This window comes from Rhizobium sp. BK379, from assembly GCF_014193955.1.
GTDB lineage: Bacteria > Pseudomonadota > Alphaproteobacteria > Rhizobiales > Rhizobiaceae > Rhizobium.
Map to the genome: position 1 here is coordinate 433,292 of NZ_JACIAD010000002.1, position 18,320 is coordinate 451,611.

At 59.4% G+C, this 18,320-nt stretch carries 13 protein-coding genes and 1 tRNA gene; 7 read left to right on the top strand and 7 right to left on the bottom strand.

Annotated elements, in window-relative coordinates; genetic code table 11:
* Positions 1-2 precede the first annotated feature (2 nt).
* Positions 3-1,022, bottom strand: coding sequence for an aldo/keto reductase (locus FHT93_RS13155; protein WP_113013031.1), 1,020 nt, complete (start codon positions 1,020-1,022; stop codon positions 3-5).
* A 39-nt stretch (positions 1,023-1,061) separates the two neighbouring features.
* Positions 1,062-2,564: an altronate dehydratase family protein gene (locus FHT93_RS13160; protein WP_112541991.1), complete on the bottom strand. Its 1,503-nt coding sequence runs from the start codon at positions 2,562-2,564 to the stop codon at positions 1,062-1,064.
* Between the two features lie 262 nt (positions 2,565-2,826).
* Between FHT93_RS13160 and FHT93_RS13165 the strand changes: the two genes are divergently transcribed.
* Positions 2,827-3,723 carry a GntR family transcriptional regulator gene (locus FHT93_RS13165; RefSeq protein WP_113013030.1) on the top strand — a complete coding sequence of 299 codons (897 nt, stop codon included), beginning with the start codon at positions 2,827-2,829 and terminating at the stop codon, positions 3,721-3,723.
* A 616-nt stretch (positions 3,724-4,339) separates the two neighbouring features.
* On the opposite strand, the gene FHT93_RS13170 is transcribed toward FHT93_RS13165, so the two are convergent.
* On the bottom strand, positions 4,340-5,833 hold the full coding sequence (locus FHT93_RS13170) for an MDR family MFS transporter (protein ID WP_183847905.1): 1,494 nt from the start codon (positions 5,831-5,833) through the stop codon (positions 4,340-4,342).
* Positions 5,834-6,196: 363 nt separating this feature from the next.
* Between FHT93_RS13170 and FHT93_RS13175 the strand changes: the two genes are divergently transcribed.
* Both FHT93_RS13175 and FHT93_RS13180 read left to right on the top strand, forming a co-directional pair.
* Positions 6,197-7,039 carry a glycosyl transferase gene (locus FHT93_RS13175; protein ID WP_183847906.1) on the top strand — a complete coding sequence of 281 codons (843 nt, stop codon included), beginning with the start codon at positions 6,197-6,199 and terminating at the stop codon, positions 7,037-7,039.
* A gap of 78 nt (positions 7,040-7,117) precedes the next feature.
* Positions 7,118-7,621, top strand: coding sequence for a hypothetical protein (locus FHT93_RS13180; RefSeq protein WP_112541735.1), 504 nt, complete (start codon positions 7,118-7,120; stop codon positions 7,619-7,621).
* A gap of 40 nt (positions 7,622-7,661) precedes the next feature.
* Here the strand turns inward: FHT93_RS13180 and FHT93_RS13185 are convergent, their stop codons facing one another.
* A complete protein-coding gene (locus tag FHT93_RS13185; protein WP_113211346.1) occupies positions 7,662-8,702 on the bottom strand; it encodes a class I SAM-dependent methyltransferase in 1,041 nt (346 codons plus the stop codon).
* A 259-nt stretch (positions 8,703-8,961) separates the two neighbouring features.
* Between FHT93_RS13185 and FHT93_RS13190 the strand changes: the two genes are divergently transcribed.
* The 3 genes from FHT93_RS13190 (at position 8,962) to FHT93_RS13200 (ending at position 14,425) form a co-directional block, all read left to right on the top strand.
* Positions 8,962-10,965 carry an EAL domain-containing protein gene (locus FHT93_RS13190; protein WP_183848387.1) on the top strand — a complete coding sequence of 668 codons (2,004 nt, stop codon included), beginning with the start codon at positions 8,962-8,964 and terminating at the stop codon, positions 10,963-10,965.
* Positions 10,966-11,676: 711 nt separating this feature from the next.
* Positions 11,677-12,843, top strand: a complete 1,167-nt coding sequence (locus tag FHT93_RS13195; RefSeq protein WP_112541733.1) for an HlyD family secretion protein — start codon at positions 11,677-11,679, stop codon at positions 12,841-12,843.
* A gap of 19 nt (positions 12,844-12,862) precedes the next feature.
* Positions 12,863-14,425, top strand: a complete 1,563-nt coding sequence (locus FHT93_RS13200) for a DHA2 family efflux MFS transporter permease subunit (RefSeq protein ID WP_246781601.1) — start codon at positions 12,863-12,865, stop codon at positions 14,423-14,425.
* A gap of 234 nt (positions 14,426-14,659) precedes the next feature.
* Here FHT93_RS13200 and FHT93_RS13205 read toward each other — a convergent pair.
* Together FHT93_RS13205 and FHT93_RS13210 are read right to left on the bottom strand one after the other, a co-directional pair.
* Positions 14,660-14,735, bottom strand: a tRNA-Thr gene (locus FHT93_RS13205).
* A gap of 144 nt (positions 14,736-14,879) precedes the next feature.
* Positions 14,880-15,839 (bottom strand): nitronate monooxygenase family protein, encoded by a 960-nt coding sequence (locus tag FHT93_RS13210; RefSeq protein ID WP_112541684.1) that lies wholly within the window; start codon positions 15,837-15,839, stop codon positions 14,880-14,882.
* Positions 15,840-16,118: 279 nt separating this feature from the next.
* Here FHT93_RS13210 and FHT93_RS13215 point away from each other — a divergent pair, with 279 nt between their 5' ends.
* The gene (locus FHT93_RS13215) at positions 16,119-17,327 is read left to right on the top strand and encodes a regulator (RefSeq protein ID WP_183847910.1); all 1,209 of its coding nucleotides are present in this window, start codon (positions 16,119-16,121) and stop codon (positions 17,325-17,327) included.
* Positions 17,328-17,374: 47 nt separating this feature from the next.
* On the opposite strand, the gene ppk2 is transcribed toward FHT93_RS13215, so the two are convergent.
* Complete coding sequence (gene ppk2 / locus FHT93_RS13220; RefSeq protein WP_113013018.1) at positions 17,375-18,256, bottom strand: polyphosphate kinase 2; 882 nt, start codon at positions 18,254-18,256, stop codon at positions 17,375-17,377.
* Between the last annotated feature and the right edge of the window lie 64 nt (positions 18,257-18,320).

Consider the following 18,320-nt stretch of genomic DNA (forward strand, 5'->3'; position numbering starts at 1 on the left):
CCTCAGACCCGCACGGCCTCTTCGCCGAGCGGCGCGGCGACAAGCGTATAGGGTTCGAATTCGGGATAGATGTCGGCAGGAAGCCGCGGCTCGAAATTTTCCATGTTGCGCGTCAGGCTCGACGGGCGCGCGGTGCCGATCAGCACCGAGGAGACGACCGGGTCGTGCAGCGGAAACTGCAGGGCAGGGGCTGCCAGCGGTACGCGGTGGCGCTTGGCCACCTCTTCCATTGCGCCCACCTTGGCGAGCACTTCATCGCTCGCCGGCATATAGTCGAAATGCGAGCCCGGCACCGGGCCGGTCGCGAGGATGCCGGAATTGAAGACGCCGCCGACGACGAACGAGGTTCCCTTCTGCCGGCAGAGCGGGATCAGTTCGGCAACGGCCGAACGGTCGAGCAGGGTGTAGCGGCCGGCCATCAGGATCGTGTCGATATCGGCGTTGCGCATCACGTCGAGGCAGACAGGCACCTCGTTGACGCCGAGGCCGAAAGCCTTGATCGCGCCCGAGGATTTCAGCTGCTCCAGCGCCTTGACGCCGCTATCGAGGAAATTCTTCAGATGCACGGCATTCCTGGCCGCACCATGCGTATAGGCGCCGATGTCATGAACGAAGAGGATATCGATGCGGTTCAGGCCGAGGCGCGCATAGCTGAATTCGACCGAGCGCATGATGCCGTCATAGGAATAATCGTAATCGGCATCGAAGGAGAGCGGATCGACATAGCTGTAGTCGGGAACCGTGCCTGTCGGCACCGGGCGCAACAGACGACCGACCTTGGTGGACAGAACATAATCGTTTTCCGGCTTGTCACGCAGGAAATCCCCGACGCGTCGTTCGGCAAGTCCGAGGCCATACCACGGCGCCACATCATAATAGCGGATGCCGTGATCCCATGCCGTTTCCAGCGTTTCCATTGCCTGCTCACGCGGGCAGGCGCGGTAAAGGCCGCCGAGGGCAGCGGCGCCGAAGCTGATTTCGGTCACCTCCAGCGCCGTCTTGCCAATTCTCCTCGTCTTCATCATTCCTCCTCGTGAAGACCTGAAATCAATAAATATTATTCAGAGCGTCGCTCCGAGATGCCACGGGACGAATTCATTGTCGCCGTAGCCGAAAATCTCACTTTTCGTCTTCTTGCCGGAGGCCGTATCGACGATCAGTTCAAAGATCTCGCGGCCCTTGCCGCTGATCGTCGCGTCACCCGTAACGATCGAGCCGCAGTCGATATCCATATCCTCTTCCATCGAGGTATAGAGCGCGGAATTGCTGGCGAGCTTCAGGGAGGGCGCGGGACGACAGCCGAAGCAGCTGCCGCGACCGGTCGTGAACGCGATCATGTTCGCGCCGCCGGCAACCTGGCCGGTGGCTGAAACCGGATCGTAGCCGGGCGTGTCCATGAAGACGAGGCCGGGGGCGGTGACGCGCTCGGCATAACCATAGACGGCGGTCAGCGGCGAGCGGCCACCCTTGGCGACGGCGCCGAGCGACTTTTCGAGAATGGTCGTCAGGCCGCCGCGCTTGTTGCCCGGAGACGGATTGTTGTCGAGCGAGGCACCGTGCAGGGCGACATAGTCTTCCCACCAGGCAATCTTCTCATCGAGCTTTTTAGCGACATCGTCGCTGACGGCGCGGCTGCGCAGCAAATGCTCGGCACCGTAGATCTCGGAGGTTTCCGAAAGGATCGCCGTACCGCCGGCAGCCGCCAGGAGGTCGGCAGCAACACCAAGCGCCGGATTGGCGGTGATGCCCGAAAAACCGTCCGAGCCACCGCATTGCAGACCGATGATGATCTCGCCGATCGACATCGGCACGCGTTTCTCACGGCCAACATCGGCGGCGATTTCGCGCAGCACGCCCATCGCGCGCTCGACCGCGCGGCGGGACCCGCCTGCGTCCTGAATGTTGAAATGCCGCTTGGAGGCGCCCGCGCCACTCTGGCCGTAAAGGGTGAGCTGGTTGACCTCGCAGCCGAGGCCGATCATCAGCACGCCGCCGAAATTCACATGGCGCGTATAGCCGGCAAGTGTCCGGTGCAGCACGTTCATGCCGTCACCCGTCGAGCTCATGCCGCAGCCCTGGTCGTGGACGATCGGCACGAAGCCGTCGATGCCGTCATAGTGCGGCAGGATGGTGCGGTTGGCCTCGTCGGCAATTGCCCGGCAGACCGTGGTGGAACAGTTCACGCTGGCAATGATGCCGATATAGTTGCGCGTCGCCGCCCGGCCGTCGGCGCGGCGGTAACCCATGAAGGTCCGCGCCCTGTCCTCAGCACTTGCTTCTTCAGGCGCTGAATTGGCGGTCGCCGCGAGGCGGTCGTTTTCGAAATGCAGATTGTGGCTGTGAACGTGGTCGCCGGCTTTCACATCAGCCGTGGTGCGGCCGATCGCCTGGCCGTATTTCACGACCGCTGTGCCGATCGGAATGTCCGATATGGCGACCTTGTGGCCGGGGTCGATCTTCTGGCGCGTCGTAACGCCGGCAACGGTCGCTCCTTCGGCAATCGGGGCCGTTGCGACCGCGACATTGTCTCCGGCCGACAGGATGATCCAAGGCTGTCTGTCCAATTTCATCTCCCTGACGAAACGTTCGCTTCTGCGCCTGTTACATCGACGAATGCGCATTGATTTTGTTTTTTATCTACAATAAACATTTTCAAGTCAACGGGAATATTGATCCTGTGGACGAGGGAGGCAAACAGCCGCATGCGACCGAAAATAAGATAAAGGTCGCCTGAAGAGGCTCCTGGTCCGGCTGTGCCCGTTCTTGGCGGCGGGCACTATCGCCGTGTCGCCAGAGCCGTCGGGTTTGAGCGGAAAGCGGGGTCTGATGGCACGGCAGAATACAGTCTTCAAGGAAGCCTATAACCGATATGCGGCAGCATTGCGCATGGACACGGCGCTGCCTTCGGAGCCGGAAATCGCCGCCCAGCTCGGCGTCAGCCGCAGCACCGCGCGCGCCATCCTGACCCGCCTCAGCGATGAGGGCATCATCCGCTGGAACAAGCGCCAGAAGATCGTGCTGCGCCAGCCTGTCGACCGCGACTTCTTCCCCTCGGAGGAAACGGATTCGCTGCACGACATCATCGAGCGCAGCTTCATGCAGCGCATCCTCTCCGATGAGGCTGCCCCGGGCATGCAGATCAACGAGCTGGAGCTTGCCCGCGAGATCGGCACGGGCACGACCAGCGTGCGCGAATTCCTGATCCGCTTCTCGCGCTTCGGCCTGATCGAAAAACGGCCGAACAGCCATTGGACGCTGAAGGGCTTTACCCGTGAATTTGCGCTGGAACTTGCCGATGTGCGCGAAATGTTCGAGCTGCATTCGGCCGCCGAGTTCGGCAAGCTTCCTGCTGACCATCAGGCCTGGGCTGCCCTTGCGACCATCAAGGAAGAGCACCTCTCCATGCTCTCGGACATCAACAACCGCTTCAAGGAATTCTCAGTCCTCGACGAGCGCTTCCACCTCTTGATCCACCGCGCCTCGAAGAACCGTTTCATCGCCGATTTCTATGACGCGATCGCCATCATCTTTCACTATCACTATCAGTGGAACAAGACGGCGGCCCGCGAACGCAACGAGCGGGCGATCCACGAGCATCTCGATTATATCGCAGCACTCGAAGCCCGCGATCAGGCCAGGATCCAGGCCGCCTGTCGCATCCACCTCCGCTCGGCCCGCCAGACGCTGCTGCAGTCCATTCCGCAGGCGGCCGAGACTGCGTGAAGTGACGAGTGGCGCTACGACTTACGGGATCGCCGATGCTCAGGCCTCTTTAATTCTTGATCACATTGATGTTGACGGTTACGTCCTTGATCGTTCCCTCCCCATAGGACACTCTCACCTTATACATATCTTTTCCAGAATAGCCGCTCTTTGAAGTATAGTATTCGGATACTCCGGGAGATTTCCTGGAATTGCATCTGCTTTGAGGGGCACTCTTATAGTTAGCGAAAATATTTTCTTTCACGAATTCGACGGATCCGTGCTCCGGGGCTTGAATTAGTTTTACATTAGGCATTGTTCTTGGGCTGCAGTCTGGATTCAGCATGTAAGACTGGCCCATTTTTGTCCGCTCTCCACTTAGAGCTCGACTATGATCCTCAGAATTCTGAACGCCATTATTATTTGTGACGCATCCTGACAGACCTAACATCGTAGAGAGCATAAAAATTTGAATATGACTTTGTCTGAAAAATCCCGAAACAACCATTAGTATTTCAGCTCCCGGTTTTATTGATGCTCTAATTCGCCTTATCCAACGAATGAGCTGTTGTAAATGACCCGGGCGAGCGTCACTCCTTTGTTATTGCATTTTTGCACTTCGGGAAAAAGATCAGGTCTAATGCGACGCCGCTTCGCTCGCAGCACTCCCCGCGCCCCCGGCCTTCACACCGCGCCCGATCGGGATCAGCCAGGTGGTCGCAAAGGTCAGCACCGCCACCACGACGACGCCCCAGAAGCTCCAGTGTAGTGCCGCATCGAAAATGCCGCGCACTGCCGGATCGGCGGCGAGTTCGGAGAGCCCGGTCGGCTGGTTCAGCGCCTCACGCAGGCTGTTGGCCGCATTCCCCGTCGCATAGTGGTTGATACCGGCATTGAGGATGGCGCCGAGTACGGTGGCACCCAGCGTATTGCCGAGGCTGCGGGCAAAGATGATCGAGGCGGTGGCGCTGCCGCGCATCGACCACTCCACGCTGTCCTGCACCAGCGCGATGCTGGTGAGGTTGATCAGTCCCATACCGAAGCCCATGAAGAAGGAGCCGGCGCCCGCGACGGCCGGATGGCTTTCCGGCGTCAGGAACAGCAGGAAGAAGGCCCCGAAGGGAAACATGAAGCTGCCGACCCGCAACGTATTGCGGATGCCGAATGCCCTGAAGAACCGGCTGGAAAGCATCACGGAAAGCGGCCAGCCGACGACGAGCATGGTGAGCGTGAAGCCGGCAACGATCGGCGAGCGGCCGAGCACGCCCTGCACATACATCGGCAGGATCGTCGAAAGGCCGATCAGCGCCATGCCGGCAAGCAGCATGCAGGCATTGCTGGTGGCGACCAGCCGCCGGCTCCAGAGCGCGATCGAAATGATCGGTTCCGGCGTATGCTTCTCCTGCAGCACGAATAGGATACCGGTCACGACGAAAACGGCGGCAAGTGAAATGAGCACCCAGGCCGGCGCATCTGTCTCCGTCAGGATCGTCAAAAACGCGATGATGGCGATCGAAAACAGGATGGCGCCGAGATAGTCGATCTTCGCATCCTTGTGCGCCACGTCCTCCTTGAGGAAGAGCAGGAAGGCGATGATCGAGAAGATGCCGATCGGCAGGTTGATCCAGAAGATCCAGGCCCAGGAGATCGTATCGACGATGATGCCGCCGGCGAGCGGCCCGACGACGGCCGAAGTCGCCCAGACTGTCGCCATCACGCCCTGCACCTTGCCGCGTTCCTCCAGCTTGAAGAGGTCGCCGATGATTGTCATCGTCACCGGCTGGATCGCCCCGGCACCCAGCCCCTGCACCAGGCGGAAGACGATCAGCGAGGCCATCGACCACGCAAGCCCGCAGAAGAGCGAGCCGACGAGGAAGACGATGATGCCGCCGATCAAGACCGGCTTGCGGCCGAAAATATCCGAAAGCTTGCCGTAGATGACGGTGGTCGTCGACTGCGCCAGCAGGAAGGCTGAAAAGACCCAGCTGTAATAGGTGAAGCCGCCGAGCTGGCCGACGATCCGCGGCATGGCGGTCGCCACGATGGTGGCCTCGATCGCCACCATGAAGGTTGCGAGCATGATCGTGGCAACCACGAGCGTGCGGTTGGATTGCTGGGCGGTGGCGGACATGATGAACCTTTCGGAGCTTTCTCCGTGGCGAGAAAACTGCTCTCGGCTTGGCGGGGCAAGTGCAACGCGGAGTGTCGGCAGTCTTTTATGCTCCCGCTGATAGCAGGTAAAGCGCAAGTGATATGCTTTCTTTTGTGTCGACGCTTTAAACCGCTTCCGACCCCGGCAAAATTCAAATACAAGGCATTTTACAAAGCAGGTTTCGGTGGGTTTCCGCCGAAACACGAGGTCTGGCAGGCCAGGGCTCTCGGATGTCAGGATTGCATTTCCGCCAGGTTATTCCCAACTGAAAATCTGATGCAGGCCTGCGAACCGCTCCATCGGATGCGAGGGGTTCGGATCCGGGCAGGGAAATGGCGAGCTATGATGACGCATGTTTTGGCTGCGAGCGGCGGGGTTAGACAGGTAATTTGCATCAATTGGGGCACGAGATACGGGCCGACCTTCATCAACCGTCTCTTTGCGATGGTGAAACGCAACATCACGCCGCCCTTCACCTTTACCTGTTTCACCGACTGCCGGGACGACCTCCATTCCGGCATCCTGTGTGAGGATCTGCCGCCTCTGGATGTCGAAATGCCTGTCAATACGAGAGGCATCTGGCCGAAGGCAAGGCTTTGGGGACCGAAGCTTGGAAGTCTGAGCGGGCCGGTCCTCTATCTGGACCTCGACCTGGTGATCGTCGCCTCCCTCGATGCGTTTTTCGAGGTTGGAGAGCCTGAGGATGTCGTCATGGCCCGCAACCAGACGACGCCTTTCGAAAAGCTGGGCCAGAGCTCGCTTTTTCGCTTCCCGGTCGGCAAGCTCCTGCCGCTGCAGGAGGAGTTCAGGGCCAACCCGCAGAAAGTGGCCGATGAATATCAGTATGAACAGCGCTTCGTCACCCGCAATGCGCCGGGTGGCGTGAAGTTCTTCCCGCGGAGCTGGGTCTTGCATTTCCGGCAGGATTGCCACTGGGCCTTTCCGCTGAACTATTTCCTCACTCCGCGCCTGCCCTCCAGCGCCCGCGTCGTCCTCTTCCCGCGCGGCTTCCACCCGCAGAATGCCATCGACGGGAAATTCGGCCCGAAAGGCCGGGCCGAAACGAGGCTCGATCATATCAGGGGCGTCTTCGACGCCGGCAAGCGCGGCAACAAGAAACCGTTCCGCTACCTGCGCCACTATATTCTCCCGACGCCATGGGTGGCGGATCACTGGCATGAATAACAACGCAAGTTCGCCTGTAGAACGGAACTATTTCTCGCCTTGACTGTTTTCGGCTGAGGAAAACTCCCGGGTGCTCCGATGCGTCCTCTTCTATGCGCAGCATTTCTTTCGCTCACCGGCCTTGCCGCCGGCGCAAACGCGTCCGAGGCGGATTTCCTCAATTCGCTCGAGGGTAACTGGAGTGGAAGCGGCATGGTCCTGACCAGGATCGGCGGCATGAAGGTCAACGTGTCCTGCAATCTGAAATCCGACGCCAGCGCCACGACAGTGGCCATGAACGGCAACTGCCGTGGTCTCGCCGTCGTCACAAGAAGCTTCTCGGCAAATGTAAAGGCTGTCGGTCAACGTTATACCGGCAACTATACGGGCCCATCGGGCCAGCCCTCCAGGCTTGTCGGCAGCAGGAAAGGCGATGCTCTCAACTTCAATGTCACCTGGGCGCGCGTCACTAACGGCGATCGGAGCGCAAACATGATGATCGAGAAGGTGGGCCAGAACGGGCTTCGCCTGCAGACCGTCGATCGCGACCTTGCCTCGGGCCGATCGGTGGTGACGAGCCGCATCGATCTGCAGCGTCAGTGAACATGTCCCGGATTTTGTGACGCGCCCGACCCATCGGAACCTACGACTGCTTCCTGATGGTAGCGTAGATGATGTTGCGGTTGGCACCGAACCAGACCGTCTTGTCAGTGTCTCCCGGCGCACTGCGATGGGAAATACGCCACATGTCGGCTTCGGAGCGCTGGAGAAGCTCCCAGTTCATGTAGGATTCCATGTAGCCGTCATCGGCCATCTCGTCGGAAAAGTTGGCAAACAGGAAGACGCCGCCGGGCTTCAGCATTTCCATGCAGATCTGCGTGAGCCGGATTGCCACTTTGTCCGTAAGATAATCGTATAATCCTGCCGCGTAGATCAGATCGAACGTGCCGATCCGGTGTTTTCGTGCAAGCAAGCCGCGCACGGATCCATTGATGGGCTCGACGGACGTTCCATGGAACTGGCTCGAGACGGAGCCGATGCTTTCCGGATCCTGATCAAGGGCTACCCAGCGTTTCAGGCGGCCTTCCGCAAGGGCTTTCGATGCCTCCGCTTCCCGCAGGTGACCGGCAGCGATGGCCAGTACCTCGGTATCCGGACCTGTTCGCGCAGCGGTCTCGTCGACATAGCGGGTCAGGATGTCGCGACGTTCCCTGACGGCGACCGGGCCGGGGGCATTTATCGTGTAGTCGAAGATATCGAGGCCCAGACGGGTGGATCTGGCCACTTCTTCGGCCACCGCCGGATGCCCATAAATGAAGTCTATGAGACTGGCATCGCCGGAATAGCCGCGAGGTTTGTCAAAGGACCAGCGGGTGAACGGGCATTGCTGGAGGATCTTTGCCGAGGGATGGGCCTGAATGATCGGGATGAGCTTCTGCCACACGGCAGCGCCGAATTTATGACGGACCTCATGGAGCTGGCCGATCAACCACCTGACGGCATCCGGCAGGTTCCCGCCCGCGGAGAACCGTTGCATGGCAATGTTGATGACGATCGCAAACTCTGCCTCCGCAGTTCGCAGATGGTCTGCCCCGTTATCTCGGTTCGGTGAGGGAAGCGTATTGCTGAAGGACTGCGGCGTAATCAAGCTTTGGCCATCAAGAGAAAAGAGCGGCTGAGCCACGGAAACCTCACTGGTAAACAAGAATTTAAAACATTGCGTAAAATCCTCATCATTTACACGGAGGTCAAGCGTTAAGGTTGGACTGCGGGGCAAATGCACGTCTGACTTTAGAAAATATTAGTGAAACCGAGCGATAGCCCGCCCGCTTCGGGACCGTTTGGGCATTATCGGTTGATGTGGAGTCTGCCTACGGCTATCCAGCGTCACTCGGCAGTCTGCGAAGGGCAACTGCTGCAAGATGTTGGGTGGCAGGGGCATGATGCACGTGTTAGCCGAGACCGCAGCTGCTACCGTGCGGCCGACGCTGTCGCCAGAACAGTTGCGTTGCCTATACAAGCAGAATAGCGAGAGCAGCCGAAAGAACGCGACGCGCAAAGGCCTCTGGACAGCGGTCGCTGCCTACCTTGCATATTCCTTCACGGACTATCTTTTTATTGGCGATGTCGTCCAGTACACTGTCGCCGGCCGGCTCGTGGTCGGCATCGCTGCACTATGCGTGCTGGAATTCCTGCTCTATCGCAAGGCAAAAGCCGATACGGTCGACATGGCTGCGGCGCTGTCGGTGCTCGCTGCCTATCTCGTCTGGCTTCTCACTGGCCAGATGACTGCGGTCAGGGATGCGTTCTCCTATTATATGGTGTTTGGCGCGATCTTCATGATGAGCGTCAATCTGTTCTTCAGTTTCCGGTTTCCGGTTGCTCTTGCCGCCTCCGCAACGAACGTGCTCATCTTCACTGGCGCCCTCTATCTGTTCGCGCCGATGTTGCTGCTGCACAAGCTCATTCTCGGCGCGTTCTGTTTTTCCTGCTTTGTTTTCACGTCCTACGTGAATCTTCAGCTCAATAGGGAACGCTACAAAGTCTTCCTGAATGCTCTTGAAGCCAGTTTGCAGCAAGCTGCCGCGGACGAAAGAGGCAAGGCTCTCTTGCATCTCTCGAACACCGACTCGCTGACCGGCCTCGAAAATCGGCGGGCCGTCGATCAACGTCTGCGTGATCATTGGCAACACTGGCAGGACGACAGCGCGCCCTTCGCCGTCCTCCTGATCGATGTGGATTATTTCAAACGCTACAACGACTGCTACGGCCATCAGGAAGGTGACCGCTGTCTCATCGCTGTCTCCGAGCTTCTTCGAAGCGTGGCCGAGTCCTGGGGTTCGATCATCGGGCGATACGGCGGTGAGGAATTCATCGTCATCACACCGATGCCGAATCCAGAACGAATGGTCGAGCTTGCAGAAGCGATGTGTGCTGCCGTTAGGGCCTTGGCCTGGCCACACGAACACAGGCGGGACGGGACCACTGTCATCACGGTGAGTGTCGGCGTGTCCTGTACGCGGGACGAGAGCAAGCAGGTCGAGAAGGTCATTCACGAAGCGGATCGCGCGCTTTACGCCGCCAAGGCTGCGGGCCGCAACACCCTGGTGGTCTTCGATCCCGAAGATCCCGAGAGCAGCGATGACAGCGAGGATATAGCTGCGACCCTGAAGATCGCGCTCGATCACGGCCTTGTCTCTCTCGTGTACCAGCCGATCCGCAACGTCCAGACGGGCAAGACGGACGCTGTCGAGGCCTTGATGCGTTTGAGCATGCTGGATGGAACGTCCGTACCGCCTGTCAAATTCATCCCGGTCGCCGAAAGTACGGGTTCAATCGTCGAACTCGGCCGGTGGGCAATCCGCACTGTTTGCCGGGACTTGCTGGCGGCCGACCTCGTGCAGGTCGCGAGCGTCAACGTTTCCCCGATCGAACTCAAGACGCCGGGTTTCGCCACCTATGTGGCGGCAACGCTGGCAGAATTCGGCGTGACGGGCGCCCGGCTTGCTTTCGAGATTACCGAGGGCGTGGAGTTGGAAATCGACCAGGACGTCGTTCGTTGCATCAGCGACCTGAGAAAGCTCGGCGCTCAGGTCTGGCTTGACGATTTTGGCACAGGCTTCGCAGGTCTCTCGTGGCTCCGTCTCATAGAGTTCGACACCGTCAAGATCGATCGATCGTTCCTCCATGACTGCAATACGGAAAGAGGCAAGAGGATGTTGCTCGACATCATCAGCCTGCTGCGTAATCGCGGCGTGCAGATCCTGATTGAAGGCGTCGAGACCATCGAACATCAGCGGCTGATGCAGCAGTATGGGATCAACCAGATTCAAGGCTATTTCATAGGAAGGCCCGCGCCGGCAGCCCAGCTCGAAGCTGATAACGTGCTGCAGTTCAGCATGATCAGGAACCTTGATTCAAAACGCCTGTTCCGGAATGGGCCATAGGTTCAGCCCGCTTCAGGACCTGCACGGACGACGGCTGCCGTGCCGGGCCGGCCCACATTGCCTTCCGTGCGGCAAGCCGCCGATAGAGTGAACGTCGCCCTGCGTCGGCTGTATCGCGTCGAACTGCATCGCATTTGTTATGAACAGCCGTCGTCGCGCATTCTGCCTCTGGTCGGTCTCAGCGGAACGACCATGACTGGCAGCGCAATCACCTGCACACTGTCGAGCACGAGTCTGGGATGGCAAATTTCCCGGTCCGATACGGGCGTCGGGATGGGCGCGTCTCACCGCCTCCAACGGCTGCGCCGCCGGTAGGATTATCGCCGTCAGGGGTTTTCGCGAAACTCGAAATGTCAGCCTGTGCCGCGATACCAGAGTGCAACTCATGCGGCGAGTAGCAAATCTACCGATGATCTCGGTCAAGGGGGGCGGCCCACCGCTTACGGCCAGCGGGCATCCAAACAGCCAGATCAACGACCTGCTGCAGTTGGCCTTCGTCGCAAGCCCGAACTCAAAGTCGTGACCAGAAAGCACGGCATATCCTACACCAACGTATGGTTATGGAACACACACTAACGGGATAATTTTCATCCATCGCATCACTGCCTTCCCCGGTCGGGTCGGCCGGCTGGCTGAACCTAACTTTGCTGGAATCGCTAAATCCCGGTGCAGCCCAAACCGCCAGTTGGCGCTTCAGGGGCAGGAGCCCCCATGACCATGAATGTCACCAATCATCCTGCGAACACAAACCTGAAAACTTCAGATGAGAGCGATCAAGCGGAGACAGGGACACCTGTTCCGCCGACGCGAAAGCCGAAATGGCGAATGCTGGTGCTGGGTACGATAGGGATAGTGGCGCTTGGTGCAGCGGCCTATGGCGGCTGGAAATACTGGACGGTGTGGCAATTCGAACAATCGACGGACGATGCATATGTGCAGGCCGACGTGGTCGCGATAGCGCCACAGGTGGCGGGCTATATCCAGACGCTTCTTGTCAATGACAATCAACCGGTCAAAGCCGGTGACGTTCTCGCGACAATTGATCCGCGCGACTTTCAGGCGGCGGTCGATCAGGCCAAGGCGGATGTCGCCGAGGCCGAAGCGGCCATCGTCAGTATTGCCGCCCAACTCAGCGAACAAAAGGCCCTGATCGATGAAGCGCAAGCGACGATCAATACCGATCAGGCATCGGAAGTGTTCGCTGAACAGAACAACCAGCGCTTCATGACCCTGTCAAAAACGGGTTCGGCAACAGTGGAGGAGGCCCAACAGGCATCGTCGCAGGCCGATTCGGCGAAGGCCGTCGTAGTCAAGGACAAGGCTGCACTGGTCGCCGCGCAGAAGCAGATCGCTACGCTCGATGCTCAAGAGTCCGAAGCAAAAGCGACTCTTGGTCACAATCGTGCCGCGCTGGCTCAGGCCGAACTCAATCTCGGATACACGGTGCTGCGAGCACCCGTCGACGGAGTTGTCGGCGCGCGGGCAGTCCGGGTTGGCCTCTACGCCCAGCCTGGTCAACTGTTGCTGGCCGTAGTGCCGCTCCAGGCGGCCTATGTCGTCGCCAATTACAAGGAGACTCAGCTCGCCAACGTCAAGCCAGGCCAGCCGGTCAGGATCGACGTGGATACATTTTCAGGTATCACCGTGCGCGGCATCGTCAACAGCCTAGCGCCGGCAAGCGGTCAGGAGTTCGCCTTGCTGCCGCCCGATAACGCGACCGGCAACTTTACCAAGATCGTCCAGCGTGTTCCGGTCAAGATCACGATCGACAAGTCGGATCCACTGGCCGGTCGCCTGCTTCCGGGGATGTCGGTAACGACCACAATCAAGGTTGGACCGGCCGCTAATGGCAACCCTCCTGGGAACACAAGCAAGTAATCCTTCGGAGGTTACGGCGATGGCGGGCATGGAAACATCTGGCGTTGAGCGCGAGGCGGTCGCCAGCGTACGCACTTGGATCGCGGTTGGCGGCTGTATGGTGGGGGCGCTGATTGCCGTTCTCGACATTCAGATCACCAATTCCTCGCTTCCACAGATCGAAGGCGGAATCGGTACCGGTTCCGACAACGGCACCTGGATCTCGACCGCCTATCTGATCGGCGAAATCATCATGATCCCGCTGACGGACTATCTCAGCCGCGTCTTCACCTTCCGCCGCGCCTTGCTCGGCAATCTCGGCCTGTTCCTGATGTTTTCCATCTGCTGCGCCTTTGCCTCGAACCTATCGGAAATGATCATGTTCCGTGGATTGCAGGGCCTCACGGGCGGGGTGATGATTCCGATGGCCTTCACTCGCGTGTTGACGACGATCCCGCTACGCCAGCAGCCGACGGGGTTAGCGGCTTTCGCGCTGACTGCGACCTTCGGACCAGCAATCGGGCCGACCATCGGCGGCTACCTGACCGAAAACTACGGATGGCAGTATATCTTCTTCATCAATCTCATCCCCGGGGCGTTGATGTTTGGCTTGCTCTATCCGACGCTGGAACGATCCAAGATGAACCTCGCATTGCTGCGCGACGGCGATTGGCTCGGTATCGCATTCATGGCGGTTGGCTTGGCATCACTGCAAACAGTACTCGATGAAGGCAACAAGGACGACTGGTTCGGGTCACCCTACATAGTGCACTTGGCCATCCTGGCAGCCATTGCACTGACGATTTTCATCATTATCGAGTTGGTCGTCGAGAAGCCTGCTGTCCAATTACGTCTGCTCGCGCACCGAAATTTTGGATTGGGTACGCTCGCCAATATCATCGTTGGCTTTGCTCTCTATGGCTCGGTGTACGTGCTGCCTGCGTACCTGAACGGAGTTCAAGGCTATAATGCCGAGCAAACCGGCTTGGTGCTGGCCTGGGCCGGCCTGCCGCAGCTTCTGATCATCCCCTTCGTGCCTTTGCTGCAAAAGCACTTCGATCGGCGTGCCATCGTCTCTGTCGGTCTGGCTATCTTCGCGACAAGCTGCTTTCTGAACACGCATCTGAGCTTTGACGATGGTGGTCCCCAGTTCATGATCACCAACATTGTGCGTGCAATTGGTCAGGCCGTGGTGATCGCACCGTTGATCGGTATCGCAACTGTTGGAATCCCCAGAGAGCAATCAGGAGCGGCATCCGGGCTGTTCAACATGATGCGAAGCCTCGGTGGCGCAGTGGGAACGGCCACACTGGCAACGATCATCACCAAACGTGAACAATTCCATTCCAACATCATCGGCCAGTCGGTCACGCCCTATGGAAGCAACGTCGGGCAGTTTCTGACGAACATGCAGCAGTATTTTATGGCGCATGGCGCCGGCGATGCCGGTCATGCGCATCATGAGGCCGAAATCTTGCTCGGCACGCTCGTCCAGCAACAATCCTTCGTCATGGCGTTTTCCGACACATTCTATGTACTCGGAGTGCTCCTGTCGCTCGCAGTCGTCGTGGTCCTTTTGACACGGGGGCCTTCGCCGACTTAGGCTGTTTCGGCGGGGTGCCAAGGCGCTGTATGGCCAACGAACGTTTGACCATCGGCGTCCGGATTGGGGCTAACCAGAAAGTACACTCCCGCCTTTGTGATTTCGGGCCGTGATAGAAGACCTGCGAGCTTGGAGCGCGGTACACCTAGGCGCTACACGCGCGGCAACTTGAGCGCGTCGTCGGCAGGTAATATCTGAAGACGTCGAGAATTATACTTGCAATCAAGAGGCTAGTGGTGCCGCTTACGTGACTCGAACACGTGACCCCATCATTACGAATGATGTGCTCTACCGACTGAGCTAAAGCGGCAATCCGGCGGGCGAAGCTTGTCGCCCGCGATTTGCATGGGGCTGATACAGGCATTGTCTGAAGATTTCAAGCACCCTCTTATGCCCCATGGCAAAAAAGCTGAAGCCTGTGGAAAGGCCCCCATTCAATGGAAAGGCCCGCATTTCACAGCGCCAGCCGCGTGCGGGCGGCCCGATATTCCACTTCCAGCCGGTCGACCAGCTTGGCGACCGGCTCCACGGCCTTGATCGCGCCGATGCCCTGGCCGCTGCCCCAGATGTCCTTCCAGGCCTTTGCGCCGCCGGTCGCCTGTTCGAAATCCATCTTCGAGGGATCGGCATCAGGCAGGTTGTCGGGGTCTAGCCCTGCCGCGCGGATGGAGGGTTTCAGGTAGTTGCCGTGTACGCCGGTGAAATAGTTCGAGTAGACGATATCGGCGGCGGCGCCCTCGACGATCGCCTGTTTATAGCCATCGGAGGCGCGCGCCTCCTCGGTCGCGATGAAGGGAGTACCGATATAGGCCATGTCGGCGCCCATGGCCTCTGCGGCCAGAATGGCGCCGCCGGTTGCAATCGAGCCGGCAAGCAGAAGTGGGCCGTCGAACCATGCGCGGATTTCCTGCACCAGCGCGAAGGGCGAAAGCGTGCCCGCATGTCCGCCGGCACCTGCCGCAACGGCGATCAGCCCGTCCGCGCCCTTGCGGATCGCCGAATTGGCATGGCGGTTGTTGATGATGTCGTGCAGCACGATGCCGCCGTAGGAATGCACCGCGGCATTCACTTCCGGCACGGCACCGAGCGAGGAAATGACGATTGGCACCTTGTATTTCACGCAGAGCATCAGATCGTGCTCCAGCCGCTTGTTCGACATATGGACGATCTGGTTGACCGCGAAGGGGGCTGCCGGCCGCTCCGGATGCCTGGCATTATAGTCGGCAAGATCTTCGGTGATCATGGCCAGCCACTCGTCGAGCTGGCTTTCCGGCCGCGCGTTCAAGGCCGGAAAGGCGCCGATCACGCCGGCCTTGCATTGCGCCAGCGTCAGCGCCGGATGGGAAATGATGAAAAGCGGAGAGCCGATGACCGGCAGTCGCAGATTATCTCTGAGTATCGCGGGCAGGGCCATGCTTTCACCGATTTTGACGTTTACGAAAACGTCAATTGATTATCAGAGCCGGTGCCTGAGGAAAAGGGCAAGAGAGGGAACGCGTGCTCTTTTCCGTAATCCCGTCTAGTTTCAGAATATCTAATGGAGATTTGGAGCACAGCGCGGGGTCGCTTATCCCCCGCCGATGCGCTCCGGTAAGGTTGCAAGGCTTGCGGTTTGCCGCACTTGCCGCTACCGAATTTTGACAGGCATGTGATCTTTGAGCTCGATGCCGGCACGAAACGTGAAGGGCCTGATGTGAGCGGACTAGAAACGGCTATCAGAACTGCGTTGGATAATTCAGACCGCGACAGTGCGGAAGTTCGTGCACGCATCTATCAGTCCGCGCGTCAGGCGCTGGAAGCCGGCTTGCGCAAGCAGGATATCACCGATGCCGATGTGGTCGCCCATCATCGCCACCGTCTCGAAACGACGATCCACACCATCGAGAGCGAAGAGCGCGCCCGCCTTCACCCGCGGCAGGGGCCTCCGGAGGTTCCGGTCCCCCCTGTCGTAGAAATGCCCGAGCCCGTCCATCACGCGGCAGAGCCCGCTTATCCTGCGCAGGAAGATCACGATCCGGTCGTCGCCGGTGAAACGCGCGGCCACCATGCCGCCTCCCGGGCCTCGGATGATGCGAGCCTGGATGACGTTCACACGAGCAGCGTTGATCAGCTGGGGGCGGCACCCCACGGAGAGACGCGCGGCGAAATGCGCGCAGCGCCGGAAAAGCGCGGCGGCATGGATTTTCGCCCCGAGCGGGCAGCTGTCCGCCGCAAGCCGCGCAAGTTCTTCTCTCGTCTGCTCGTCTGGTGCGTGCTGCTCGCTTTCATCGGCACGGGTGCCTGGTGGGCTTACAGTTCCGGCCTGCTGCTGACGGCGGCCGAGCGTGACACGAGCGTCGCCAATCCGCCCGCGAGCACCCAGCCGGAAGATTTCGACGGCGAGGATAGTGCCGCCAATAGCCCCTCCTCGCATGACGACCAGCCTGTGACGATCGACCCGCAAAACAGCTTCTCGGCAGACTGGATCGAGGTCTTCAAGCCTTCCGATGCCGACAAGATCGAGAGCGGTGCGCGTGCCCGCACGGAAAATGTCACCGAAACAGAAGGTCAGGCCGTCCGCCTGACATCCCAGAGCGGCGACACGGATGGCAACGTCTCCATCACCATCCCGGCCAATGTCCTGCAGCAGCTCGCCGGCAAGTCCTCGACCATCGCGCTGACCTTGCAGTCCACCACGGACGAGCCCACGCAGATCACCGTCGAATGCGATTTCCAGTCACTCGGCAATTGCGCCCGCCACCGCTTCAACGTCACGCGTGAAAAATCGGACGCGCTGCTTCAGGTGCGCTTCGACCGTTCGCTGGCCCCGAATTCCGCGGGCCGGCTCATGATCAACAGTGATGTCGATGGCAAGGCTCGCGGCATCAATCTCTTCGCCGTCCGGATCCTGCCCGGCCAATAAGCGGCAGGGTTTGCCGGAGCGCCATGCGTCCGAGGCTGTAGCGACCTCTATTTCAGGAAGCCTCGGCCGGAGCCGATGATCTTGTCGTCGATCGCGCCGATAGCGTTCTTGTCCTTGCCGTCATAGTCGATGGTTTTCAGCATGTGGCGCAGGAGGTTGAGCCGTGCCCGGCGTTTGTCGTTGGCGTGGATCACCGTCCACGGCGCAAATTCGGTGTGGGTTTCCTTCAGCATGCGGTCGCGCTTCTCACTGTAGTCGTCCCATTTGGTCAGGGCGGCTATATCCATCGAGGAAAGCTTCCAGACGGCGAGCGGATCGTGGCGCCGGTCATGGAAACGTTTGATCTGCATTTCCCGGCCGATATCCAGATAGAACTTGAAGAAGAAGATGCCTTCATGGGCAATGACCTTCTCCACCTGTGGCGCCTGGTTGAGAAAGTCCTCGTATTGTTTCGGCGTGCAGAAGCCCATGACCGGCTCCACGCCGGCACGGTTGTACCAGGAGCGGTCGAAGAGCACGAATTCGCCCGAGGTCGGAAACTGCGCGATATAGCGCTGGAAGTACCATTGGCCCTGCTCCCGCTCCGTGGGCTTGGCGAGCGCCACAACGCGGGCAAGGCGCGGGTTCATGTGAGCCGAGGACGCCTGGATCGCGCCGCCCTTGCCAGCCGCATCACGCCCTTCGAAGAGCGCCATCACCCGTTTGCCGGTCGCCTGCAGCCAGAACTGCACCTTCACGAGCTCGACCTGCAGCTTCCTCAGCTCCTCGAAATATTCGTCTTCCTTGAGCTTCTTCTTGTAGGGATAGTCGCCGGATTCCAGCGCATGCTCGTCCACCCAGTCGGGCAGCACGGGATCATCGATATCGAAGACGCGTTTCTTGCCCCTGATCTCGAGCTCCACGGCTCTGCTTTCGACGTCTTCGGCCATCATCTCCTCCGGCGCTTGATGCTTTCGCCTTTCGGCAGGCGAACATATTTATCATTGAAAATCA